The sequence below is a fragment of the Azohydromonas lata NBRC 102462 genome (genome assembly GCF_001571085.1).
In the GTDB taxonomy this organism is placed as follows: Bacteria; Pseudomonadota; Gammaproteobacteria; order Burkholderiales; family Burkholderiaceae_C; genus Azohydromonas; species Azohydromonas lata.
The window spans coordinates 12615-35625 of record NZ_BCTC01000066.1 but is presented as its reverse complement, the minus strand read 5'-3'; the positions used below and the strand labels follow the sequence as shown (position 1 = coordinate 35625).

23 protein-coding genes and 2 pseudogenes are annotated in these 23011 nt (G+C 66.8%); 10 read left to right on the top strand and 15 right to left on the bottom strand.

Going from position 1 to position 23011, the window contains the following annotated elements; translation table 11 throughout:
• Positions 1 to 113 precede the first annotated feature (113 nt).
• On the bottom strand, positions 114 to 1736 hold the full coding sequence (gene mdlC, locus ALA01S_RS20385; RefSeq protein ID WP_066340254.1) for a benzoylformate decarboxylase: 1623 nt from the start codon (positions 1734 to 1736) through the stop codon (positions 114 to 116).
• A 93-nt stretch (positions 1737 to 1829) separates the two neighbouring features.
• Between mdlC and ALA01S_RS20380 the strand changes: the two genes are divergently transcribed.
• The gene (locus ALA01S_RS20380; RefSeq protein ID WP_174548644.1) at positions 1830 to 2729 is read left to right on the top strand and encodes a LysR family transcriptional regulator; all 900 of its coding nucleotides are present in this window, start codon (positions 1830 to 1832) and stop codon (positions 2727 to 2729) included.
• A 9-nt stretch (positions 2730 to 2738) separates the two neighbouring features.
• Here ALA01S_RS20380 and ALA01S_RS20375 read toward each other — a convergent pair whose 3' ends face one another.
• Entirely contained in the window at positions 2739 to 3476 is a 738-nt protein-coding gene (locus ALA01S_RS20375; RefSeq protein WP_238455873.1) for a fatty acid desaturase, read from the bottom strand.
• 106 nt (positions 3477 to 3582) lie between these two features.
• On the opposite strand from ALA01S_RS20375, the gene ALA01S_RS20370 reads away from it, so the two are divergent.
• Positions 3583 to 4914 carry a glycosyltransferase gene (locus ALA01S_RS20370; RefSeq protein WP_066340251.1) on the top strand — a complete coding sequence of 444 codons (1332 nt, stop codon included), beginning with the start codon at positions 3583 to 3585 and terminating at the stop codon, positions 4912 to 4914.
• Positions 4915 to 4996: 82 nt separating this feature from the next.
• Here ALA01S_RS20370 and ALA01S_RS34905 read toward each other — a convergent pair.
• Positions 4997 to 5191, bottom strand: a pseudogene (locus ALA01S_RS34905) (phage integrase N-terminal SAM-like domain-containing protein); the annotation flags it as partial.
• A 310-nt stretch (positions 5192 to 5501) separates the two neighbouring features.
• Here ALA01S_RS34905 and ALA01S_RS32050 point away from each other — a divergent pair.
• The 8 genes and pseudogenes from ALA01S_RS32050 to ALA01S_RS20360 all read left to right on the top strand — a co-directional run bounded on the left by ALA01S_RS32050 (position 5502) and on the right by ALA01S_RS20360 (position 9869).
• The gene (locus ALA01S_RS32050) at positions 5502 to 5846 is read left to right on the top strand and encodes a Vch_cass14 family protein (RefSeq protein WP_084267760.1); all 345 of its coding nucleotides are present in this window, start codon (positions 5502 to 5504) and stop codon (positions 5844 to 5846) included.
• A 145-nt stretch (positions 5847 to 5991) separates the two neighbouring features.
• Positions 5992 to 7095 carry a Shedu immune nuclease family protein gene (locus ALA01S_RS32045; RefSeq protein WP_238455872.1) on the top strand — a complete coding sequence of 368 codons (1104 nt, stop codon included), beginning with the start codon at positions 5992 to 5994 and terminating at the stop codon, positions 7093 to 7095.
• Between the two features lie 69 nt (positions 7096 to 7164).
• Positions 7165 to 7665, top strand: a complete 501-nt coding sequence (locus ALA01S_RS32040) for a GNAT family N-acetyltransferase (protein WP_169805968.1) — start codon at positions 7165 to 7167, stop codon at positions 7663 to 7665.
• Between the two features lie 28 nt (positions 7666 to 7693).
• The gene (locus tag ALA01S_RS34900; RefSeq protein ID WP_238455871.1) at positions 7694 to 8110 is read left to right on the top strand and encodes a DUF4145 domain-containing protein; all 417 of its coding nucleotides are present in this window, start codon (positions 7694 to 7696) and stop codon (positions 8108 to 8110) included.
• Positions 8110 to 8280: a hypothetical protein gene (locus tag ALA01S_RS34895; protein WP_238455870.1), complete on the top strand. Its 171-nt coding sequence runs from the start codon at positions 8110 to 8112 to the stop codon at positions 8278 to 8280. Before ALA01S_RS34900 ends, ALA01S_RS34895 begins: the two co-directional genes overlap by 1 nt.
• A gap of 66 nt (positions 8281 to 8346) precedes the next feature.
• Positions 8347 to 8763, top strand: a pseudogene (locus ALA01S_RS35475) (AbiU2 domain-containing protein); the annotation flags it as partial.
• A 139-nt stretch (positions 8764 to 8902) separates the two neighbouring features.
• Positions 8903 to 9376: a methyltransferase family protein gene (locus ALA01S_RS32030; protein ID WP_084267758.1), complete on the top strand. Its 474-nt coding sequence runs from the start codon at positions 8903 to 8905 to the stop codon at positions 9374 to 9376.
• A 181-nt stretch (positions 9377 to 9557) separates the two neighbouring features.
• Positions 9558 to 9869 (top strand): BON domain-containing protein, encoded by a 312-nt coding sequence (locus tag ALA01S_RS20360; protein WP_084267757.1) that lies wholly within the window; start codon positions 9558 to 9560, stop codon positions 9867 to 9869.
• Positions 9870 to 9896: 27 nt separating this feature from the next.
• On the opposite strand, the gene ALA01S_RS20355 is transcribed toward ALA01S_RS20360, so the two are convergent.
• From ALA01S_RS20355 to ALA01S_RS20300, 12 genes are all read right to left on the bottom strand, one after another.
• A complete protein-coding gene (locus ALA01S_RS20355) occupies positions 9897 to 10946 on the bottom strand; it encodes a carbohydrate porin (RefSeq protein WP_066340243.1) in 1050 nt (349 codons plus the stop codon).
• A 381-nt stretch (positions 10947 to 11327) separates the two neighbouring features.
• Entirely contained in the window at positions 11328 to 12293 is a 966-nt protein-coding gene (gene glk / locus ALA01S_RS20350) for a glucokinase (RefSeq protein ID WP_066340241.1), read from the bottom strand.
• 11 nt (positions 12294 to 12304) lie between these two features.
• Positions 12305 to 13999, bottom strand: coding sequence for a glycoside hydrolase family 13 protein (locus ALA01S_RS20345; RefSeq protein WP_066340239.1), 1695 nt, complete (start codon positions 13997 to 13999; stop codon positions 12305 to 12307).
• On the bottom strand, positions 13996 to 15132 hold the full coding sequence (locus ALA01S_RS20340; protein ID WP_066340237.1) for an ABC transporter ATP-binding protein: 1137 nt from the start codon (positions 15130 to 15132) through the stop codon (positions 13996 to 13998). Before ALA01S_RS20340 ends, ALA01S_RS20345 begins: the two co-directional genes overlap by 4 nt.
• Positions 15133 to 15187: 55 nt before the next feature.
• Entirely contained in the window at positions 15188 to 16834 is a 1647-nt protein-coding gene (locus tag ALA01S_RS20335) for an alpha-glucosidase family protein (RefSeq protein ID WP_066340258.1), read from the bottom strand.
• Between the two features lie 5 nt (positions 16835 to 16839).
• On the bottom strand, positions 16840 to 17682 hold the full coding sequence (locus tag ALA01S_RS20330; RefSeq protein WP_066340236.1) for a carbohydrate ABC transporter permease: 843 nt from the start codon (positions 17680 to 17682) through the stop codon (positions 16840 to 16842).
• Positions 17679 to 18707 (bottom strand): carbohydrate ABC transporter permease, encoded by a 1029-nt coding sequence (locus ALA01S_RS20325; RefSeq protein ID WP_084267756.1) that lies wholly within the window; start codon positions 18705 to 18707, stop codon positions 17679 to 17681. Before ALA01S_RS20325 ends, ALA01S_RS20330 begins: the two co-directional genes overlap by 4 nt.
• Entirely contained in the window at positions 18707 to 19966 is a 1260-nt protein-coding gene (locus ALA01S_RS20320; protein ID WP_066340234.1) for an ABC transporter substrate-binding protein, read from the bottom strand. The genes ALA01S_RS20325 and ALA01S_RS20320 overlap by 1 nt, the downstream gene beginning before the upstream one ends.
• A 183-nt stretch (positions 19967 to 20149) precedes the next feature.
• Complete coding sequence (locus tag ALA01S_RS20315; RefSeq protein ID WP_066340232.1) at positions 20150 to 20335, bottom strand: hypothetical protein; 186 nt, start codon at positions 20333 to 20335, stop codon at positions 20150 to 20152.
• A 124-nt stretch (positions 20336 to 20459) separates the two neighbouring features.
• On the bottom strand, positions 20460 to 21206 hold the full coding sequence (gene gpmA, locus ALA01S_RS20310; protein WP_066340229.1) for a 2,3-diphosphoglycerate-dependent phosphoglycerate mutase: 747 nt from the start codon (positions 21204 to 21206) through the stop codon (positions 20460 to 20462).
• A gap of 3 nt (positions 21207 to 21209) precedes the next feature.
• Positions 21210 to 22625 carry a pyruvate kinase gene (pyk, locus tag ALA01S_RS20305; protein WP_066340226.1) on the bottom strand — a complete coding sequence of 472 codons (1416 nt, stop codon included), beginning with the start codon at positions 22623 to 22625 and terminating at the stop codon, positions 21210 to 21212.
• Positions 22626 to 22671: 46 nt separating this feature from the next.
• The gene (locus ALA01S_RS20300) at positions 22672 to 22914 is read right to left on the bottom strand and encodes a hypothetical protein (RefSeq protein WP_066340221.1); all 243 of its coding nucleotides are present in this window, start codon (positions 22912 to 22914) and stop codon (positions 22672 to 22674) included.
• Positions 22915 to 23011: the final 97 nt, after the last annotated feature.

The following is a 23011-nucleotide window of genomic DNA, read 5'->3' as shown; positions in this document are numbered from 1 at the left end:
GCCGCTCGAAGGTGGCGCCGCCCGTGGCGCCCACGCGCTCGCCGCCGATGAGCATGGAAATGGCATTCATGCGATGTCTCCGAAATGTTTGGTTGTCCAGTGACGCGCCCGGTTCAGGCCACCACGAGCTCGATCAGGCAGGGGCCGCTGTGGTGCAGGGCCTGCTCCAGCGCCGCGGCCAGCTCCTGCGGCTGCTCGACGCGGTGCCCGGGCAAGCCGTGCCCCTTGGCCAATGCCACGAAGTCCAGGGCGGGCAGGTCCGTCCCCGCGGGCTTGACGCCCGGCGCATAGCCGAAGACCGGCGCGAAGTCCTGCAGCGCGGCGTAGCGGCGGTTGTTGAGGATCACGAAGGTGACGGGCACGCCCAGTTGGGCTGCGCTGTAGAGCGCCTGGATGGCATAGAGGCTGGACCCGTCGCCGATGAGGCCGATCACGCGCCCCGGGCGCCCCATGCGCTGGCGGGCGAGCGCCACGCCGACGGCGGCGGGCATGCCGTGGCCCAGTCCGCCGCTGGCCATGGTGTAGAAGGTTTCGGCGCCGTCCATGGGCAGGCAGGCCTGCATCACGCCGCGCGAGCCCGGCGCCTCTTCCACGACCACGTCGTCGGCGTGGCGCACGGCATCCAGCGTCTGCAGCGCATAGGCCACCGACATGGGCATGCTGGGCTCCACAGGGGCCACGGCCGCACGCGCCGCTGGCGCGCTGCGCGGCTGCGCCGGCCCGGGGCCCGCCAGCAGCGCATCGACGGCCAGGTGGATGCTGGACACCACGCTGTTGCCCGCGGGCGTCCAGGCGGCGGTCTGCGGGTCGTCCACGACCTGCCAGAGCTGGGCCCCATCCGGGACGTGGGGGCCCTCGCCTTCCACGTGGTAGATGAAGGCCGGTGCGCCCAGCACCAGGATCAGGTCATGGCCCTCAAGGCTTTGCACGATGCGCTCGCGCATGGCGGGCAGGAAGCCGCGGAACAGGGCATGCCGCTCGGGGAAGCCGCAGCGCGCGCTCATGGGCGCGGCGTACACGGCGGCCTGGTGGCGTTCGGCCAGCTCGACCACGCGCTCCACCGCGGCGTCGCGGTCCACGCCGGCGCCGACGACGATGGCGGGCCGGCTGCTGTGGGCCAACGCCTGCGCGACCTGGGCGATGGACGCCGGGTCCGGCGCGGTGGCGCGGCTCACGTGCCGCACCGCCACCCAGTCGGTCGGCCGCTCCCAGTCATCGGCCGGAATGGACAGGAAGACCGGGCCGCAAGGCGGCTGCATGGCCATCTGGTAGGCGCGCAGCAGCGCCAGCGGCACGTCCTCGGCGCGGGCGGGCTCGCAGGCCCATTTCACGTAGGGACGGGGCAGCTCGGTGGCCTGGGTGGCGGACAGGAAGGGGTCGAAGGGCAGGATGGAGCGCGCCTGCTGGCCCGCGGTCACGATCAGCGGCGTCTGGTTCTTGTACGCCGTGAAGATGTTGCCCATGGCGTGGCCCACGCCGGCGGCCGAGTGCAGGTTCACCATCGCCGCGTTGCGCGTGGCCTGGGCATAGCCGTCGGCCATGCCCACCACCACCGATTCCTGCAGGCCGAGCACGTAGCGGAAGTCTTCGGGGAAGTCGCGGAACATGGGCAGCTCGGTGGAGCCGGGATTGCCGAACACGGTGTCGATGCCGAGGTCGCGCATCAGGCGCAAGAAGGCCTCGCGCACGGTGGGCCGGCGCGCTTGGGCCGGCCGGGGGGTGTCTTCAGGTCGCATGGGGTGCCCTTGGTGTCGGATGGGCGCAGTTTGGGCACCGGGCAGGTATCCGCCAATAAAATGAACCTACTAAGCGTCATCCACCCAATCAATATGCGTGACCTGGACCTGAACCTGCTGCGCCTGTTCGACACCGTCTACAGGACGCGCAACATCAGCCGGGCGGCCGAGCAGCTTGGGCTGTCGCAGCCCGCCACCAGCCAGGCGCTGACGCGGCTGCGCCTGGCGGTGGGCGACCATCTCTTCGAGCGCACGCCCGGCGGCGTGCGGCCCACGCAGCGTGCCGAGCGGCTGGCCCAATCGGTCCAGGCCGGGCTGGCCTTGCTGGAGGCCGGCCTGACCGACGAGGACGCCTTCGACCCGCTGGCCTCCTCGGCCGAGTTGCGGCTGCATCTGACGGACATCGGCGAAGCGAGGTTTCTGCCGGAGCTCATGGCCGAAATGCGCCGTGTGGCGCCGGGCATGCAGGTACAGGCCAGGACCTGGGTGCAAAGCGAGATCGCCCAGGCCCTGGACAACGGCGACATCCATTTCGCCATCGGCTTCCTGCCCGAGATCGGCAACACGGCCCGCACGGACCTGCTGACCGACCGCTACGTGCTGCTCATGCGGGCAGGCCACCCGCTTGCGGACCAGCTTGGGCGCAGGAGCCTGAACCTGCAGCAGCTTCAGCAGCTGGACCTGGTGGCCGTGCGCTCCCATGCCCAGACGCTGCGCATCCTGCATTCGCTGAACCTGGAGCGGCGCATCAGGCTGATGACGTCCACGTTCCTGGCCTTGCCGGCGATCGTGAGAGACACCGACCTGGCGGTGCTGATGCCGCGGGCGATCGCCTCGGGTTTCGAGCCGGCCGATCGCTTCCAGGTGCTGGATGCGCGGCTGCCCACGGACGATTTCACCGTCGCGCTGCACTGGAGCCGGCGGCACGAGCACCTGCCCATGCAGCGCTGGGCGCGTGAGCTGCTCGTCCGGCTGTTCCAGGCATCGAGCTAAGGCTGCGCCTCAACCCCTGCGCACCGACGGCAGCCGCCACCACGGCACGTGCGGGTGCAGGTGGTGCTCGTGGTGCCAGCCGAAGTGGTAGCAGGCCAGCAGCGAGGCCAGCCAGGGCCAGCGCAGCGAGCGGGCGCGGTGGCGGTCCGCGAACGCGTCCTCGCCATGGCGGTGCGGCAGCCAGGTGCCCACCGTGAACAGTTGCAGCGCCGACCCCAGGGCCGGCAGCGCCCAGAAGGTGACGAGGTTCAGCGCCTGGGCGCCCAGCGCGATGTAGGCCAGCAGCACCGCGGTGACGATGCCGAACTCCGTCCAGCGGAAATGCCGCGTGAAGAAGGCGTAGAGCCAGGGCGCGAAAGTGCGCGGGGCGGCGGCGTGGAAGTCGGGGTCGTCGGCGGTGCCGGGGGCCTCGTGGTGGCGCTGGTGCGAGGCCGCCAGGCGGCGGAAGTTGAATCCCGCGTACAGCGCCACGCACAGCTGGCCGATCCAGGCGTTCACCCTGGGGCGCTGGGGCGCGAGCGAGCCGTGGATGGCGTCGTGCGCCACGATGAACAGCCCCGTGGACAGCCAGCTCTGCAGCGCCACCAGCAGCGGCACGCGCAGCGCGTCGATGGCGCTCCAGCGGTGGAAGAACACGCCCCAGACGTGCAGCGCGAGCCAGCCGGCGATGACGGCCGCCGCCAGCGCCAGCCCCACCCGGCGCTGGCGTGCGGGCGGAACCGGGTGCAGATCGCTTGCGTGCGCCACGGTGGCGGTCTCCTTTGGGCTGGAGCCGCGAGTGTCCCGCAGGGCATGGTCCTCAGCCGTGCCAAGGGGCAAGGCGGCGCCGCGGCGGCTGGCAGACTGCCGGGCCATGCCGTGCCTGCGCCTGCTCGTCGCCACCGTGCCCATGACCGGCCACATGCGCCCAATGGCCGCGCTGGTGCAGGCGCTGTGCGCGCGGGGGCACGAGGTGGCGTGGCAGGCCGGGCGCAACTTCGAAAGCCTGGTGCGCGCCAGCGGCGCCGGCTTCCTGCCCATGGCCGCGGACACGGACTGGGACGACGCCGACCTCGAAGCCGCCTTTCCCGCGCTGCGCGGGCGGCGGGGGCTGGCGCGCATCCGCGCGCACCTGGACGCGCTGTTCATCGAGCCCGCGCCGCGCCAGTGGCGGGCGCTGCAGGCGGCGTGCGACGACTTCCATCCGGACGCGCTGCTGGCCGACCAGGCGCACTTGGGCGCGGCGCTGCTGCACGAAACGCGCGGCCTGCCCTGGGCCACCTTGGGCGTGAGCGCGCTGGGCCTGCCCAGCGAGGACACGGCGCCCTTCGGCTCGGCGCTGCCGCCTGCCCGCGGCGCGGCCGGCCGGCGCCTGAACCGGCTGCTCAACGCGCTGGTGCTGCGCGGGCTGTTCGCCGGGACCAATGCCGCGTGGCGCCGCGCCCGCGAGGCGGCGGGCCTGCCGGCGGGGCGCCAGATGTACTTCGAGGTGGCCTCGCCCCAGCTCTACCTGCAGCCCACCGTGCCGGGCTTCGAATACCCGCGCCGCGCGCTGCCGCCGCAGGTGCATTTCATTGGCCCGCTGTGGCCGCGCGACGCGGCGCCGGCGGCCGGGCAGCCCGCGTGGTGGGCAGACGTGGAGGCGGCGCGCCGCCTGGGCCGGCCGGTGGTGCTGGTGACGCAGGGAACGCTGGCCACGCGGGTGAGCGACCTCATTGCCCCCGCGCTGCGCGCGCTGGCGGTGGAGGACGTGCTGGTGGTCGCCACCGCGGACCCCGCCGCCGTGGCGGCGGCGCTGGGCGGCGCGGTACCGCACAACGCGCGGCTGGCGCCCTTCGTGCCCTACGGCGCGCTGCTGCCGCTGCTGTCGGCGGTGGTGACCAACGGCGGCTATGGCGGCGTGCAGCAGGCGCTGGCGCATGGGCTGCCGCTGGTGGTGGCCGGCGGCAGCGAGGAAAAGCCGGAGATCGCGGCGCGCGTGGCCTGGAGCGGCGCCGGGGTGGATTTGCGCACCGGGCGGCCCTCGGCGCGGGCCGTGCGCGAGGCGGTGCGCCGGGTGCTGGTGGAACCCGGGTTCAAGGCGCGGGCTGGAGCGCTGGCGGTGGAGATGGCGCGGTACGACGCAGCGGGGCTAGGGGCACGGCTGGTGGAGCGCTTGGCCACGACGCGGGCGGGGGTGGCCGGAGCGTTGCCGGGGGTCGGCTGAGCGCCTTTGCATCTGGATTTAAATGACCTCGTCCAGGCACGGCACGTTCATTTTCAAAACTTGGGCACAAGAAAAATGAGGTGGCCCTGGCCTGATTTTGGGTAGAGGCGGAAAGCTGGCGCTCGGTGGCAAGCCAGGACAGGAATTTTGTGAATTCTTCCGCACGCATTTCCTTGGGATGGCGCTTGCCGTGGAAAAGAATGAAGCGCTTGTCGCAGGCGACGCAGGCATCTTCAATGCGCGATGAATAGTGGCGCAACTGGGTTTCCTTGCGCAGGCGGTCGAGCAGGCGGGGCAGTTTAAGCTGATTTTCGTCAAGGCCGGGACCTGAGTTTCCGTGGCCGGCAGTGGGCTCGGCGATAAGGTTTCAGGCTTCAAGGTCGTGGGGGGTGTCATCGGTGTCCATCCGCGGCTTTTTAGGCGGCCTAACGCGCCGGAAACGGCTCTGGAACGGAGGGCGAGTTGACCAACTCGTCGAGGCAAGGCGCAGATAGGATGATTGCGCCTTTGATTTTTTTAGACCGCATCGGTTTTTGCTAACGATTGGGTCAATTAACGTTAGGCATCTCACACGGAGGAAATGAGCAATGGCATTAACGGTCACTGGAGTTGAAGAACTAAGGCAGTACCTTTGCGGTGTTATGGCGCGCGCCGACCACCATGCTGGGAACGTGAAGGAAATCGCATTAGCTCTCGCCGGTGCGATCCTTTGGCGCAAGGACGATGACAAAGCAATCAAAGTCATGGCGCACGGCGGCAATACAAAGAACGTCTTGTGGGTATATATTAGTGGCCAGCGCTATGCATTTTCGTACAACCACGACACTGGCGAAATCGAAATGCGTGAAGAAAACACTCAAGGCCAAACGCTTCACACGTTTACAAACGCTACGCCGCTGTCTTCTGTGATAGCAATATTCAAGGCGCTGTAACGCAAATACTTAACGAAGCAGTCGAGCGGACCTGCGCGAAAATTCACGCAGGCCGCTCACTTATACGTTAGTTTTCGCGAATGAAAAAGCCACCAATGGACAACTATCAAAATCCAGAACCAGAAAAACCTACATAAGTCCACGATTGGACGATTTTTCGAACCCCAATCGCAAAGTGCGCATTGCAACCAAGCTAATTGATCAGCCTGAAACATATGCGTTCGCGAAAATCAAAGATGAGTTGATTTTAAGATATAAATCAGGCGCCAAGACTTGCATTACAGCTAAGTTCTTTGAGGATAACCGTAAAATTTTCGTCCTAAGCATTCAAGGTTATACTGTTGCAACAGATAAGCCTCACAACGCTAGCTTCGCGTTCGTCGGGGAAGAAATTAGCAAACTTGTCGAGTTTCTGAATCACATTCAGGCCATGCCGTTAACAAGGCGTGGCTCTCAGAAGATTACGGATGAAGACTTGAGGCGTATTGTTCTTTCGAACGCACAAGCACAAGCTATTTTTCACGACAATCAAGAACTCTTCGCGGAGGTGCTTCGGTCCGCCATCACCAAAGAAGACGTAATTGCTGTCGGATACAGAAAACGCCAGCTGCAAATTTTTCAGAAACTGCTAGAAGACGCGGCCTATTTCGAGGAAGTCAAAGTCAAGAAGCAATGCAAGGACGAAGGAGTTTGGCAAAAGTTTTTTGAAAAGAATCCATGGATTTTCGGCTATGGGCTGAGCTACATCTACTTGTCCTCACTAGACGAGAAAAAACTCGAGCAGGTGGTTCATGGTCACACTGTGTCTGAGCACGGAAAACGAGTTGACGCGCTACTGCGCACACGGGGAGTAATTTCAAGCTTGTGCTTTGCGGAGATCAAAACTCATAAGACCGCACTACTCCAGCTTAAGGCCTACCGTTCCGGCTGTTGGGCACCATCGGATGAACTTGCTGGTGGTGTATCTCAGGTGCAAGGGACAGTAGCTTTAGCAACTGAGTCCATCCGAAATAAGCTCTCACTCACCGATGAGGTTGGCAACCCAACGGGTGAGGAGGCATTTAACTACACCCCCAAGTCATTTATGGTAATTGGTAGCCTGCGAGAGTTCATGACAGACAAAGGCGTGAATCAGGAGCGTTACCGGTCGTTCGAACTTTTTAGGCGCAACATCGCTAGTCCTGAAATCATTACTTTTGACGAACTGTATGAAAGAGCCCGATTCATTGTTGAGCAGCATGAAACCTAACCCGGCACTCAATCTTGTCCCCTTAGATCGCTGGACAGCCAAAAGTTACCCTTTTGGCTGCCGGTTAACTTGAACGTTAAATTTCACAGAAGGATCGTCGTGCTAAGTATTGAACCTGCCAACACAAATCACTTTGCGAAAGTTCTTGCGTGGCTCAAAGTTGAGGATGAGCAGGTCGGAACAGGCTTCTACTGCAATAGGAGAATTATCGAAAAGTTGTTTACTTCCGGTGAGGGGCTTTGCGCTGTCACAGAAGGAAAGGTCATCGGCTTTGCTGTCTTCCAAATGTTCACCGATGGTGGCGAAGTTCACATTATCGAAGTGGAACCATCAGCGAGAGGTCAGGGGCTTGGCTCTCAGTTGCTACTTGCCGCAGTGGAAACGCTGCGTGGGCTCGGAGTCAAATACGTCCATGTCGAGTGCACGTCCGCCGAAGGAGAAGCTCTTTGTCGTCGTCACGGATTTGAAAACTACATCGACCCTATTAACGACCGCAGTGAATGGGAAAGTCCACTCCTACGGCTCTATCTCTCCGAGTGGAGACCTCGGCCACTAAATCCATGGGCATAGTCCAGCCTAAACAACGTTAGAGCCCAGAGTGTCGGCGCCTACCGAGAAATGGGAAAATTTGCTGACTCCTGCTGTAATGCAGGGGAAGTTTATTTCCGCATCGCTGTATATCACCGCCTACGATCTTCTGAAGGAATCGATTGTTGGTCGCATTCGCTCTTTTTACATGGTCGGCTTCGAAGAAAACGGAGAAATCGTTGACGAAAGATACGAGAAGATTGTGGCGAGTCGAAATAGAAGCATTCTTTACGCCTCCCTTGACTGGCTCCGAGAGAATGAGGTCATAGACGAAAGCGATTGCAAGGCATTCGAGCGTATTAGGAAAACTAGAAATCTTATGGCCCATGAACTTCTCGCCATTGTTACCGTCGACAGAGAGTCCGATCACATTGCGAGATTCGAAGAACTATTTTCTCTGCTTAAAAAATCGAAGTCTGGTGGGTGATGAATATCGAGATCCCTGTCAACCCCGACTTCGATGGAAAGAAAATTGATGAAGAAGGCATTATTCCTGGCCCAATTCTCATGCTTCAAATGATGCTTGAAGTCGCGTCTGGAAATGAAGAGTTGCTTAAACAATATCGGGCGAAGAGCAATGGAGTATCTAAACCCTAACCCTGCAGTCAACATGGACCTTACGCGAAAATTCGTGCAAGGCCAGTTACCTTCACGTTGATTATCATGAGCACTGCAGATCGTCGGCAGGTAGTTGAAGCATTTTGCGAAGAGTGCGTCTGGCTTCACTCAATTCGCAAACACTTTGCTGATTTATATGAAGCCAATGAATTGCGCGGCCAACTCCTATCAGAAGTTGCAAGTACGTTCTTTCACAATTTAAATCTTGTCTTTATTGACTATATTCTTCTTCAGCAATGCAAGTTGACTGACCCTGCCAATTCTGGATTTGGCAAAGACAACCTAACTACCAACTTCATTCTGCAGTTAGACTGGCCGAAGAAGGTCCAAGATCTGCTGCAAAATCCAAATGCTGAACTTCTCAATTTCAGAGAAAAAATTATTGATGCAAGACGCAAGCTAATTGCTCATCTTGATCTCAGAGCTAGGCTTCAACCAATGAGCCTTGGCTCCTTCACTCAGCAAGATGAAGCGAATTTTTGGCAGGCCCTTCAGTTTTTTGTTTCTAGCGCCATAATTTGTCGTTCCGTTTTCGTCTCTAAATTGCAGCGCAACCTCCAGAAAATTCAGTGCAAGCCTGTAAAATCAAAGGTCAAACCTCATGCTTGCTCCGATGCGTGCACTGGAATTAAAAATCCCGCCCCTACTGCTCACCGCAGTGTTTCTCGCGCTCATCGTCGCCGTGAGCCATTGGGTACCGGCCGCTTCGGCGCCCTTTCCCCACCACCAAACTGCCGCCGCACTCTTTTCCATTGCAGGTCTGGCCCTGCTTTTCGGCGCCGCATTGCAATTCCGCATGCAGCGCACGACCCTGGACCCGAGAGTTCCCGGCAAGGCCAGCCGCTTCGTGGCGCGCGGGCTCTTCCGCGTCAGCCGCAATCCCATGTACCTCGGCATGGCACTGCTGCTGCTCGGCATCGCCTGCTGGTCGGCCAACGCGGTGGCCTATGCGCTGGTTATTGTTTTCTGCATCTACCTGACCGAATTTCAAATCAAACCCGAGGAGCGCGCCCTGCAGGCGCTCTTCGGCCAGGAATACCTGGCCTACAAGGCCCGGGTGCGGCGGTGGATCTGAGGCGAAACTCAAATACCGCGCCTTTTCCAGACGCTGATTTCCCAAGCGCGCCCGTCGCACGCCAATAACCCCTCCCCCGCGAGGTTGGTACGCGCTTGTGCGACGCTTGCCGCCTTGACAAGGCCTCGCCCCTGCGCGCCGGCAAAAGTCAATCGTCAACTACCCTGATTTAGGAGCCGACATGAACCTCCGCCTTCAAATGCTCGCTCCCGCTGCCGTGCTGGGCATCACGCTGGCATTGGGCAGCGGCGCCCAGGCCGCCACCGCGGACGACAGCCGGCTGCAGCAGCAGGTCGAGCAGGCGCTGCAGGCCGCCCAACTGCGCCACGCCGACGTGCACGCCGTGGTGGTGGACGGCAAGGTTCGCCTCCAAGGCTGGGTGGATGCGCCCAACGACGTGCTGCAGGCCATGCGCCTCACGGCGGCCGTGCCGGGGGTCGATGGCGTCACCAGCGACTTGCGCACCTGGCGTTCGAGCGAGCGCTACTACTGAGCCGCGGCCCCGGGCTGCGCCGCGGCGTCAGAACGCCGCGAAGGTGTAGTTCAGGCGCACGCGCACGGCCCGCTCGCTGGGCTTGGCCGAGCCGCCCAGCGCGGGCAGGTAGCTGTCCGCGGACGAGGAGGAGTACGACAGCGCCGGCGTGACGTAGGCGTTCTTGATGCCGAACAGCGAGAACTGCCAGCCCACGCCCACGGTGCGCACCGTCTCGCTGGCGCTGCCCGGCGCGTCCGCCTTCACCCGCCCAAGCTCCACGTGCACCCAGGGGCCCAGCGTCACCGTGTAGTTGGCGGCCAGCACGCTGCTCTTCCACAGGCCTTCGGCCCGCCCGCCGGCCAGGTTCACGTTGAGGTTGCCCGGCCCAACGGCCTTGCTCAGGCTCAGGGCCGCACCGCGCAGGTCCACGAAGCGGGCATTGCCCGCCGCACCGCCGTCGCTCATGCGGCCGATTTCCGCGCCGGCCTTGAACAGCCAGCCGTTGGCGCTGTAGCTCAGCACGGGCCGCAACCCTTCGGCCTGGCCGGCCGCGAGGTTGTCGGCCTTGCCCGTATCGGCCAGGCCCAGTTCCAGGTTCAGGCCCTCGGCCAGCAAGGCATGCCCGGCCACGTGCACCACGTTGCCCGCTGAGCCGCCAAAGCGCCCGCGTATGAAATTGGCGCGGTACACGCCGCTGCCCGCGCGGTTGAGCACGGTGTCGCGGCCCTGCGGAAACAGGTCCACGGCTTCGAAACGGCCCAGCTTGAAGTCGAACTTCGCGTTGCCGGCCTGCACCCACATGTCGTCGGTGGCCGTGCCGCCGTCCTTCTTGGCCAGGAAGGTGGCCTTGCCGGCCAGGAAGGCGTCTCCCAGCGTCGTCCTGCCCATCAGGTTGAGCTCGACCCGCCCGCCCTGCGTGCCGCCCACGCCGTTGTTCTGCCGCGTGGTGTCGATCTCGACGTTGGCGTCGCCCCTGAACGCCACGGGCGGCGCACCGTCGCTGGAGGTCCAGCTTGGGCTCTGGCAGTACCCGCCCCCGGCGGTCAGCAGGCTGGTCGCGGCGAGCAGGGCTCGCGGAAAGGGGCGGTACGGCATGGCGCGGGTCTCCTTCACTTGGAATGGCTGTGCTTGCACAGGAAGCCGGTGCCGGTCTGGAGCCGGCATTCGGGTCAGTTACATTCAATCAAAGCGCTTTGGATTTCAGGCCAAACGGCGCGGACACGAAACCAAAAGACGTTGCTGTCAGGCGGGCCGGCGCCGGGCCGGCTTCCGCCCAGCGACACGCGCGGCGTCGCGGGGCGAATCGGCCCAACGCAGCGCTTTGGAGGTGGGCCCTGTCCTCCCGACAGAGCATCCAAAGCGCTTTAATAAAACAAGTTTAGTTATTGTTCCGCCGGCGGTGATCGGGGGTTTTCGCGGGGAAGGATTGGTTTTTTCCCCCGCCCTGCCGCGCACGCCGACGCGGCGGTGCGTCAGCTAGGCGTCCAGCGCGCGTGCGGCGCTGCGCAGGGCGGGTGACTGGCGGCTGTTGATCACGAACACCGGGATGGCGGCGAGGTAGCCGCGGAAGCGGCCCTTGGCCTCGAAGCGCTCGCGAAATGGGGAGCCGTCGATGAACGCGCCCAGGCGCGGCACGATGCCGCCGCCCAGGTACACGCCGCCGCGCGCGCCCAACGTGAGGGCCAGGTTGCCGGCCACCGTGCCGAGGAAGGCGCAGAACATCTCCAGCGCCTCCACGCAGCGTGCGTCGGAGCGCGCCAGCGCGGCGGCGGTGACGTCGGCGGCCGTGAGGGCGGGCGGCGGCCCGCCGGGTGCGTCCAGGGCGCACAGCGCCGCATGCAGGTCCACCAAGCCCTGGCCGCAGACGGCACGCTCGGCCGACACGTGGCCGTGGCGCTCGGCCAGTTGCGCCAGCACCTGCTGCTCGCGCGGCGTGCACGCTGGCAGGGTGACGTGGCCGCCCTCGCCCGCCACGGCCACGTGGCCGCCGCGGCCGTCAGGCAACAGGGCCGAGACACCCAGGCCCGTGCCCGGGCCAATCAGGCCCATGGGCGCCGCCGGCAACGCGCAGCCGCCGCCCAAGGGGCGCAGCTCCGCGGGCTCCAGGGCCGGCAAGGCCAGCGCCAGCGCGGTGAAGTCGTTGAGCACTTTCAACTGCGCGAAGCAGAAGCGCGCCTGAACGGCCGAGATGGAAAAGGCCCAGTGGTGGTTGGTCATGCGCACCAGGTCGCCCAGCACCGGGTTGGCGATGGCGATGGCACAGCGGCGCGGCGCGGGCCGGCCCAGGCGTTGCAGGATGTCGGCCAGCGCGTCGTCCAGGCCGGCGTAGCCGGCGCAGGGCAGCGTGGCGACGTCCTCGATGGGCGCGCCGGGGCGGGCCTGCCAGGCAAAGCGGGCGTTGGTGCCGCCTATGTCGGCAAGCAGTCGGGAGGAGGTGTCCATGGCCGTCCTCGTCAGTGCAGCCGGTAGGCGCGCGCCTCGTAGGGGCGCAGGGTGAAGGCGCGGATGTCCTCGCCGGCCTCCACGGGGTAGTTGGCGATCAGCAGCTCCTGCCCTTCGAAAGCCAGGTCCGCGGGCAACTCGCAGCGCGGCGTGGCGCGGCTGAAGTTGCAGACCACCAGCAGCCGCTCCTCGCCCAGGGTGCGCAGGTAGGCGTAGATCTGCGCATGCTCAGGCAGCAGCAGCTCGTAGCGGCCGTGCACCACCACGGGCAGCGCGCGGCGCAGCGCGATCAGGCGGCGGTAGTGGTGGAACACGGAGTCCGGGTCCGCCAGGGCCTGGCGGGCGTTCACCTCCCGGTAGTTCGGGTTCACGCCTATCCAGGGCGTGCCGGTGGTGAAGCCGGCCTGCGGGCCGTCGCTCCACTGCATGGGCGTGCGCGCGTTGTCGCGGCCCTTGGCATGGATGGCGTCCAGCACCTGCGCCGCCGCCATGCCGCGCTCGTCCACCGCCTCGCGCCACAGGTTGAGCGTCTCGATGTCGCGGTACTCGTCTATGGAGCCGAAGCGCACGTTGGTCATGCCCAGCTCCTCGCCCTGGTAGACGTAGGGCGTGCCCTGCAGCAGGTGCAGGAAGGTGGCGAGCATCTTGGCCGAGGCCACGCGGTGGGCGCCCTCGTCGCCGAAGCGCGACACCGGGCGCGGCTGGTCGTGGTTGGAGAGGTAAAGGCTGTTCCAGCCGCGGCCGTGCAGCGCGTGCTGCCAGCGCGACATGGACGCCTTGAGCGAGCGCAGCTCCAGCGGCTTGCGGCCCCACTTGCCCAGGCCTTGCGCCGGGTCGATGTCCAGGTCCACGTGCTCGAACTGGAAAAGCATGTTGAGGAAGCCCTCGCGCTCGTCCGTGAGCTGCACGCCGTGCTCGGGGGTCGCGTTGGGCGCCTCGCCGACGGTGATCAGGTCGTAGTGCGACAGCACCTCGCGCTTCATCTCGTCCAGGAATTCGGCCAGCCGCGGCCCGTGGAACACCAGCGGGCCCGGCGGCTGCCAGGGCCGCTGCGGCAGCGTTGCGGGCGCATCCGGCAGCTTGGGCGCCTTGGAGATCATGTTGATGACGTCCATGCGGAAGCCGTCCACGCCCTTGTCCAGCCAGAAGCGCATGAGCGCATACACCTCCTGGCGCAGCCTGGGGTTCTCCCAGTTGAGGTCCGGCTGCTTCCTGGAGAACAGGTGCAGGTAGTACTCGCCCGTGGGCTCGTGCAGGGTCCAGGCCGGGCCGCCGAAGGCCGAGGCCCAGTTGTTGGGCTCGGCGCCGTCGCGCGGCGAACGCCAGATGTAGTAGTTGCGGTAGGGGTTGTCGCGGCCCTTGCAGGCCTCGGTGAACCAGGGGTGCTCGTCGGAGCTGTGGTTGACCACGAGGTCCATCACCAGCTTGAGCCCGCGCTCGTGCAGGGCGTGCAGCAGCGCGTCGAAGTCGGCCATGGTGCCGAGCTCGGCCATGACGTCGCGGTAGTCGCTGATGTCGTAGCCGTTGTCGTCGTTGGGCGAGCGGTAGATGGGCGAAAGCCACACCACGTCCACGCCCAGGGCCTGGAGGTAGTCCAGCTTGGCCGTGATGCCGCGCAGGTCGCCTATGCCGTCGCCGTTGCTGTCGCAAAAGCTGCGCGGGTAGACCTGGTAGACCACGCTCTGCTTGAACCACGCCTGGCTCATGCCGGCAGCTCCACGGTGCGGCGGCAGGCCTGGTCCGCGTCGTCGAAGAGGTGCAGTTGCCCGGGGAACAGCCGCAGCGCCAGCCGCGAGCCCGGGGCCTGCGCCGCGGCGCCTTCCACGCGCACGGTCAGCGTGCCCACGCCCGCGCCGCCATCGACGTAGAGCAGCGAGGCGTCGCCCAAGCGTTCCACGTGCAGCAGCCGCACCGGCAGCGCCGCGCCCTCGCCTTCGCCGGCCAGCACCACGTGCTCCGGCCGCACGCCCACCTGCACCTGGGCGTTGGGCGCCAGGTGGCGCGCATCCACGGCCACGCGCACCGGCTGCCCGGCCAGTTGCACCACGGCGTGGTCGGCCTGCGCGTTCAGCAGCCGCGCGGGCAGCACGTTCATCTTGGGCGAGCCTATGAACTCGGCCACGAAGCGGCTGCTGGGCCGGTGGTAGAGCGCCATGGGCGAGCCCACCTGCGCCACGCTGCCGCGCTCCTCGATGAGCTTGCCGGCGTGCAGCAGCACGATCTTGTCGGCCAGCGTCATGGCCTCCACCTGGTCGTGCGTCACGTAGATCATGCTGGCCGAGCCCAGGTCCTTGTGCAGCCGGGCGATCTCCAGGCGGGTCTGCACGCGCAGCGCGGCGTCCAGGTTGGACAGCGGCTCGTCGAACAGGAAGACCTTGGGCTCCTTGACGATGGCGCGGCCGATGGCCACGCGCTGGCGCTGGCCGCCCGAGAGCGCCTTGGGCAGCCGCTCCAGCAGCGGCGTGAGCTGCAGGATGTCGGCCGCGGCCTTGACCTTGCGGTCTATGGCCGCCTTGTCCGCGCCCAGGGTGCGCAACCCGAAGGCCATGTTCTCCGCCACCGTCATGTGCGGATACAGGGCGTAGCTCTGGAACACCATGGCCACGCCACGCTTGGCCGGCGGCAGGTCGTTGACGCGCTGGCCGCCTATGAGCAGATCGCCGCCGCTGATGTCCTCCAGCCCCGCCACCATGCGCAGCAGCGTGGACTTGCCGCAGCCCGACGGGCCGACGAAGACGCAGAACTCTCCACTGTCGATTTCGATGTTGGCGTCGTTGATGGTCAGGGGCTGCCCCGGCGCGTAACGCTTGCGAACCTGCCGGAAGTCGATGCGGGTCATGGTGGTCTCCTCGATGGGTGGCAATGGCGGGCGATGGCGGTGGCGGTGGCGGCGCTCAGCCCAGGCGGGCGAACATCACGCCCCAAGGGGCGAAGTGCAGCGTGCCGTTGTCCAGCCGCGCGCCGTCGGCGCCGCTGTCGTGCAGCACGTCTTCAATCGCCATGCCGGCGGGCAGCGCCAGCGTGGCGGACGCGTTGCTCAGGTTGAAGGCGCACAGCACGCGCTGGCCGTGGTGCTCGCGCACATGGGCCAGCACCTGGGCATGGCGCGGCAGCAGCTGCATGTCGCCCTTGACCAGCGCGCCCTGGCCGCGGCGCCAGTGCAGCAGCCGGCTGTAGTGGTTCAGCAGCGAGCCCGGCTGCTGCCATTGCCGCTCGGCCGCCAGCGGGCGGTGCGGCTCGGCCAGCGGCAGCCACGGTTTGACATGGCCGCTGCCAAAGCCCAGGTCGGCGCCCTGGTCCGACCAGGGCATGGGCGTGCGGCAGCCGTCGCGGCCCTTGAACTCCGGCCACATGGTCTTGCCGTAAGGGTCCTGCAGGTCCTCAAACGCGATGTCGGCCTCGGGCAGCCCAAGCTCCTCGCCCTGGTAGATGCACACGCTGCCGCGCAGGCTCAGCAGCAGCGCCGCGGCGGCGCGCAGTTGCGCGCTCGACGGGTTCGCGCCACCCCAGCGCGTGGCCACGCGCATGCAGTCGTGGTTGGAGATGGCCCAGCAGGCCCAGCCGTCGCCGGCGATGCGCTGGAAGCGCTCTATCAGGTCGTGCAGGTAAGGCGCGTCGTGCGCTGCGCCCAGCAGGTCGAAGCAGTAAGCCATGTGCAGCCTGTCGCTGCCGCGGGTGTAGTCGGCCACCATGGCGAGGCCGGCCTCGTCGCCGATCTCGCCCACCATGGTCGTGTCGTGGTACTGGTCCACCAGCTCGCGCAGCCGCCTCAGGAAACCCAATGCTTCCGGCTGGCTCTTGTCGTAGCGGTGCACCTGCCAGGAGTACGGGTTCATGGACGGGGCGGTGGCGTCCTCGACGGTAGGCATGCCGCGGCCCGGGTTGTCGCGCAACTGCGCGTCGTGGAAGCAGAAGTTGATGGCGTCCAGCCGGTAGCCGTCCACGCCCAGCTCCAGCCAGAAGCGCACGGTGTCCAGCAGCGCCTCCTGCACCTTGGGGTTGTGGAAGTTGAGGTCCGGCTGGCTGGTGAGGAAGTTGTGCAGGTAGTACTGGCAGCGGCGCGTGTCCCACTGCCAGGCGCTGCCGCCGAAGACGCTGAGCCAGTTGTTGGGCGGCGTGCCGTCGTGCTTCGCATCGGCCCACACGAACCAGTCGGCCTTGAGGTTGTCGCGGCTGCTGCGGCTCTCGACGAACCAGGGATGCTGGTCCGAGCAGTGCGACAGCACCTGGTCGATGACGACCTTCAGGTTCAGCGCGTGGGCGCGCTGCACCAGGGCCCTGAAGTCGTCCAGCGTGCCGTACATCGGGTCGACGTCGCGGTAGTCGCTGATGTCGTAGCCGAAATCCTTTTGCGGGCTCTTGAAGAAGGGCGACAGCCACACCGCGTCGGCGCCCAAGCGTGCGACGTGCTCCAGCCGGGACGTGATGCCGGGCAGGTCGCCGATGCCGTCGCCGTTGCTGTCCTTGAAACTGCGCGGGTAGATCTGGTAGATCACGCCGCCGCGCCACCACTGGTTGTTGGATGCCTTGGGCTTGTGCATGGAGTTCACCCCTTGACGGCCCCGGCGGTCAGGCCGGAGACGATCTTGCGTTGGAAGACGAGGACGAGGGCTATCAGGGGCAGGGTGACGAGCACCGAGGCGGCCATGATCTTTCCCCACGGGATGTCGTACAGGCTGGCCCCGCTGATGAGCGAGATCGACACCGGCACGGTGCGCTCGTTGTTGTCGAGCACGAAGGTGAGCGCGAACAGGAACTCGTTCCACGCCGCGATGAAGGCCAGCAGCCCGGTGGACACCAGCGCCGGCCACAGCAGGGGCATGAACACCTGCCAGATGATGCGAAGCGGCCCGCAGCCGTCCATGATGGCCGCCTCCTCCAGTTCCTTGGGCAACTGCTTCATGAAGGTGGTCAGCACCCACACGGTGAAGGGCAGCGTGAAGATCAGGTAGGGCAGCACCAGGCCGATGGCGCGGTTGTAGAGGCCCAGCGCGCGGATGAGCTCGAACATGCCGGCCAGCACCGCCACCTGCGGGAACATGGACACCGCCAGGATGCTGCCCAGCAGCAGCCCGCGCCCCTTGAAGCTGATGCGCCCAAGCGCGTAGGCCGCCGTCACGCCCAGCGCCAGCGACAGCGCCACCACCGCGACCGACACCACGACGGAATTGAGCACGTGGCGCAGGAAGGGCTGCTCGGCGCCCGCCAGCAGCGAGGCGTAGTTGGCCAGGCTGGCGCCGCGGGTCCACAGGCTGGGGTCGAACAGCGCGCTGCCGGTCTTGAGCGAGGTCGAGACCGCGAACAGGAAGGGATAGACCGAGACGATGGTCACCAGGGCGGCCAGCCCGTAGATCACGGCCGAGCCCAGAACGGAGCGTTGGTGGTTCATGCGTCCTCCATGCGGCGGTTGCGGGCCAGGCGCATGACCAGCACGGTGGCCAGGCCTATCATCAGGAACAGCACGGTGGAGGCGGCCGAGCCGTAGCCCATGTAGCCGTTGTCCACCATCTCGCGGCGCACGAAGCCGGACATGCTGATGGTGCTGGCGTTGTTGGACGTGAGCACGAAGATCAGGTCGAACACGCGCAGGGCGTCCAGCAGCCGGAACACCACCCCCACCATCAGCGCCGGGCGTATGAGCGGCAGCGTCACGCGCCAGAACACGCGCAGCGGATGCACGCCGTCCACGCGGGCGGCCTCGTAGCAGTCGCGCGGCAGCGTCTGCAGCGCGGCCAGGATGAGCAGCGCCATGAAGGGCGTGGTCTTCCACACGTCCACGGCCACCACGGTCCACATGGCGAAGGCGGGGTCGGCCGTCCAGGCGATGGGGTGCTGGATGAGGCCGGCCGACAGCAGCAGGTGGTTGATGACGCCGAACTGGTCGTGCAGCATCCAGCCCCACATCTTGGCCGACACGATGGTCGGGATGGCCCAGGGCAGCAGCACCGCGGCGCGCACCAGCGAGCGGCCCTTGAACTCCTGGTCGAGCAGCAGCGCCACGCCCAGGCCGAAGGCCGTTTCCAGCAGCACCGAGGCCAGGGCGAACTTCAGCGTGTTGGCGATGGCCACGCCCCAGTCGCCGGCCCAGAAGCCCTCGGTGTTGTTCGGGTTGAAGAACAGGCCGAACTCGCCGAAGTAGTTGCCCAGGCCGACGAATTGGGCCGCGCCGGGGTCGTTGATGTTGGCATCGGTGAAGCTGAACCAGATGGTGCGTGCCAGCGGCCACAGGGCCACGGCCGCCAGCGTCACCAGCATGGGCGCCAGGAACAGCCACGCGGTGCGCGTGCGCTGCGCGCGCAGCGGCTGGCGCGCCGCGGGCGTGGCCGCGGCCGCGGCCGCAGGCGCCACCACGGCGCTGCGCAGGGCTGGCGGCAGGGGCGGACCCTCCTGCCAGGCGTTGGGGGCGGCGCCCATTACCACTTGCCCCGGCGGATCTGGTTGAGGCGGCCGTCCAGGCGCTTGGCGGCGTCCTCGGCGCTGGACTGGCCGGACATCACCTCGTGCGCGGCGTTCCACAGCGCCTGGCTGACCTCGGGGTACTTGGCGCCGGTGACGGTGGACGGGCGCGGCACGGCGTTGACCAGCACTTCGTACATGTCGGCCATGAAGGGGTTGGCCGCCAGCACGTCCTTGTCCTTGTAGAGCGCGGGCATGGTGGGGTTGAAGGAGTACTTCACCGCCCGCTCCTTCTGGATCTCGCGGCTGCTGAGGTACATCACCAGGTCGGCCGCCGCCTCGGGGTTCCTGGAGTACTTGCTCACCGCCCACTGCCAGCCGCCCAGCGCGGCCGCATGCTGCCCCTCGCCGCCGCCGCGCGGCAGCGGCGCCACGCCCACCTTGCCCTTGACGGCGCTGTCCGCGTTCTGGCTCAGCGACCAGGCGTAGGGCCAGTTGCGCATGAAGGCCGCCTTGCCGTTCTGGAACACGCCGCGCGCGTCCTCCTCGGCGTAGTTCAGCACCCCCTTGGGCGCGATGCTGCCGGGCCAGGACGCGGCCATCTTCAGCGCCTGCACGGTGGCCGGGCTGTTGACGGTGACCTTGCCCTGGGCATCGAGCACCTGGCCGCCGAAGCTGCTGATCCACTCCAGCGCGTTGCAGCTCAGGCCCTCGTAGGCCTTGCCCTGGAAGACAAAGCCCTGGAAGTCCGCGGCGCCGGCGGCGCGCTCGCCGTCCTGGATCTTCCTGGCCGCGGCGGCCATGTCCTGCCAGGTCTCGGGTGGTTGCAGGCCGTACTTCTGCAGCAGGTCCTTGCGGTAGAAGAGCATGCCCGCGTCGCTCATGTTGGGCATGGCCAGCAGCTTCCCGTCCACCGTGTTGTTGGCCACGATGGCCGGGAAGTGCTCCGCCTCCGCGCCCTTGCTGTAGGGCTTCAGGTCCAGCAGGTGGTCCTTGAGCACGCCGGGCCAGACCACGTCGATGTTGAGCACGTCCAGGTCGGCCGACTTGGCCGCGAACATCTGCCGGAACAGCGACAGGATGTCCGTGCTGGAGCTCGGCATGGTGAAGATGTTCACCGTGTGCCCCGTCTTGGCGGCCCACTGCGCCGAATACCGCTTGCAGTTCTCGAAATCCACGCCCACCGAGGCGCAGGAAATCGTGAGCGTCGCCGCCTGCGCCGCGCCCAGCGTGGCCGCGAGGCCGGCGGCGCCCAGGAAGTAATGCAATGCCTTCATGAACCTGTCTCCTGCCAAATATCTAACGCGGTTTGATTATTGTCCAAAGCGCTTTGGATCAAACTATGGGAAACCCTCAAAGCGCTTTGGCTTGTCCGGGGGTGGAGGGCCCCAGCCGGGCGGGCAAGGTTCAAACCTGCACGGCGCGCGGCAGGGCTGGGGTGCCGGCCCTGCCGGCGGCGCTCAGTGCAGCTTGACGCGCGGCCCCGTGTGGCCGCTGAGCCAGCGCGCGACGGTGGCCAGGGCCACCTTGGGCCAGCCGTGCAGGCCCAGCTCGTGGCGCTTGTAGAGCGACAGGTACATGGCCTGCGCGAGGCGGTCCTCGACCATCAGCCCGCCGCGGCCCAGGCCGCCGAGCAGGTCGCCCAACGCGCCCTGGTGGCCCAGTGACAGCAGGAAGCCGCAGTCGCGGTAGTGGAAGTCGCGCAGCGCGCTGCCCGGCCAGCAGGCGCCGAATCTGGCCCAGCATGTGCCGCGCCTGCTGCCGGGCGGCTCAAGCCGCCACGCGGCCCTGGGCCGCCACCGCGCGCAGCGACGCCTCGATGGCGGCGGCGTCGCCGAGGTAGTGGTGGCGCAGCGGGCGCAGGTCGATGTCCAGCTCGAAGACCAGCGGCTGCCCGGTGGGCAGGTTGACCTCGGCAATGGCCTCGTCCGAAACCCCGTCCAGGAGCTTGATCAGCGCGCGCAGGCTGTTGCCATGCGCGGCCACGATCACGCGCTGGCCGCCGCGCAGCGCCGGCGCGATGGCGTCGCGCCAGCAAGGCAGCACACGTGCCACGGTGTCGCGCAGGCATTCGGTGCGCGGCACGTCCGCGCCAAGCCCGCGGTAGCGCGGGTCGCCGGCCTCGTGCCGCGGATCGCCCGCGGCCAGCGCCGGCGGCGGCTCGTCGTAGGCGCGGCGCCAGCGCTGCACCTGGGCCTCGCCGTACCGCGCGGCGGTCTGCGCCTTGTTCAGCCCCTGCAGCGCGCCGTAGTGGCGCTCGTTGAGGCGCCAGGTGGACTGCACGGGGATGTACATGCAGTCCAGCTCCTCCAGCACGCTCCACAGCGTCTTGATGGCGCGCTTTTGCACGGACGAAAAGGCCAGGTCGAAGTGGAAGCCGCGCGCCTTGAGCAGCCGCCCGGCCGCGTGGGCCTCTTCCAGCCCGCGGTCGCTCAGCGGGACGTCGGTCCAGCCCGTGAAGCGGTTTTCCTGGTTCCAGACGGATTCGCCGTGGCGCAAGAGAACGAGCTGATGCATGGCTCAGGCCTCCGTGATGTGCAGCAGGTTGGTGGTGCCGGCCGTGCCGAAAGGCATGCCCGCGGCAATGGCGATGGGTGCGCCCGGCGCGGCAAAGCCCTGGGCCCGCGCCACGGCGCGGGCGGTTTCGACCATGCCGGCCACGTCCTGTATGCCCGCGCCCACGTGCACGGCGTGCACGCCCCAGGCCAGCGCCAGCCGCCGCGCGATGGACAACTGCGGCGTGATGCACAGCACCGGCGCCGCCGGCCGCTCGCGCGCGGCGCGCAGGCTGGTGGCGCCGGAGCGCGTGTAGGTCACCAGCGCGGCGATGGGCAGCAGATCGGCCGTCTGGCGCAGCGAGGTGCACACGGCGTCGGCCACGCTGGCCACCGGCGCGACGTGCGAGGCGTCGATCACGGTGCGGTAGTACGGGTCGCCTTCGACCTCGCGGATCACGCGGTCCATCACCGCCACCGCCTCCACCGGGTAGCGGCCCGCGGCCGACTCGGCCGAGAGCATCACCGCGTCGGCCCCGTCGTACACGGCGGTGGCCACGTCGGAGGCCTCGGCGCGCGTGGGCACCGGCGAGGCCACCATGGACTCCAGCATCTGCGTGGCCACGATCACCGGCCTGCCCTGCCGGCGGCAGGTGCGCACGATGCGCTTTTGCAGCCGCGGCACGGTCTCGGCGGGCAGCTCCACGCCCAGGTCGCCGCGCGCCACCATCACCGCGTCGGAGGCGTCGACCACGGCCTCCAGGCAGTCCATGGCCGCGGGCTTTTCCAGCTTGGCCAGCAGCGCCGCGCGGCCGCCCACCAGCTCGCGCAGCTCGTGCAAGTCCTCAGGCCGCTGCACGAAGGACAGCGCCACCCACTCCACGCCCAAGGTGAGGCCGAAGGCGAGGTCTTCGCGGTCCTTGGGCGTGAGCGCCGAGATGGGCAGCAGCACGCCGGGCACGTTGACGCCCTTGCGCTCCGACAGCGGCCCGCCGGTGACGACGCGGGTGTGCGCGTGGTCCAGCCCGCAACTTTCAACGTGCAGGCGCAACTTGCCGTCGTCCAGCAGCAGCTCGGCGCCCGGCTGCAGCGCGGCGAAGATCTCGGGGTGCGGCAGGTTCACGCGCGCCGCGTCGCCGGGCGCGGGGTCCAGGTCCAGGCGGAAGGCCGCGCCGGGCTCCAGCGTGATGGGGCCACCGGCAAAGCAGCCTATGCGCAGCTTGGGGCCCTGCAGGTCCAGCAGGATCGCGATGGGCCGCCCAAACTCCTGCTCCAGGCGGCGGATCATGTCCACGCGCTCGCGGTGCTGCGCATGGCTGCCGTGGCTGAAGTTGAGGCGGAACACGTCCGCCCCGGCCTCGAACAGCGCACGCAGCACGGGCAGCGTGGCGCTGGCGGGCCCCAGTGTCGCGACGATTTTCGCTTTTCGTTGACGGCGCATCGGAATGTCAGGCACGGTCGTGGCCTTTCTTGGTGGGGAAAAAAACTCAGGCAAACCCGGCGGCCGCAGCGGTGGCGGCGCCATGGCGGTGAAGCAAGTCGGCGCTGCGCTGGCGCAGCAGGGGCAGCTCGCTCGCCAGCCCCAGGCGGGCGCATGCGCCGAGGTAGGCGGCGTCACGGCACAGGCGCGAGAGGTCGATGCGCCAGCCCAGGCCGACCATCAGCCACTTGAAGTCCACCAGGGCCAACAAGTGCTCGTCGCCTTCGGGGCAGACCGGCAGGACTTCCATGACAACTCCTCGTCAATGCGCGCCGTCGCACCGGCGCCGTGGGCTCGCCGCCGCGCACGGCGGCCGGCTGGCTGGCATCGCGCTTGGACCGCCAAAA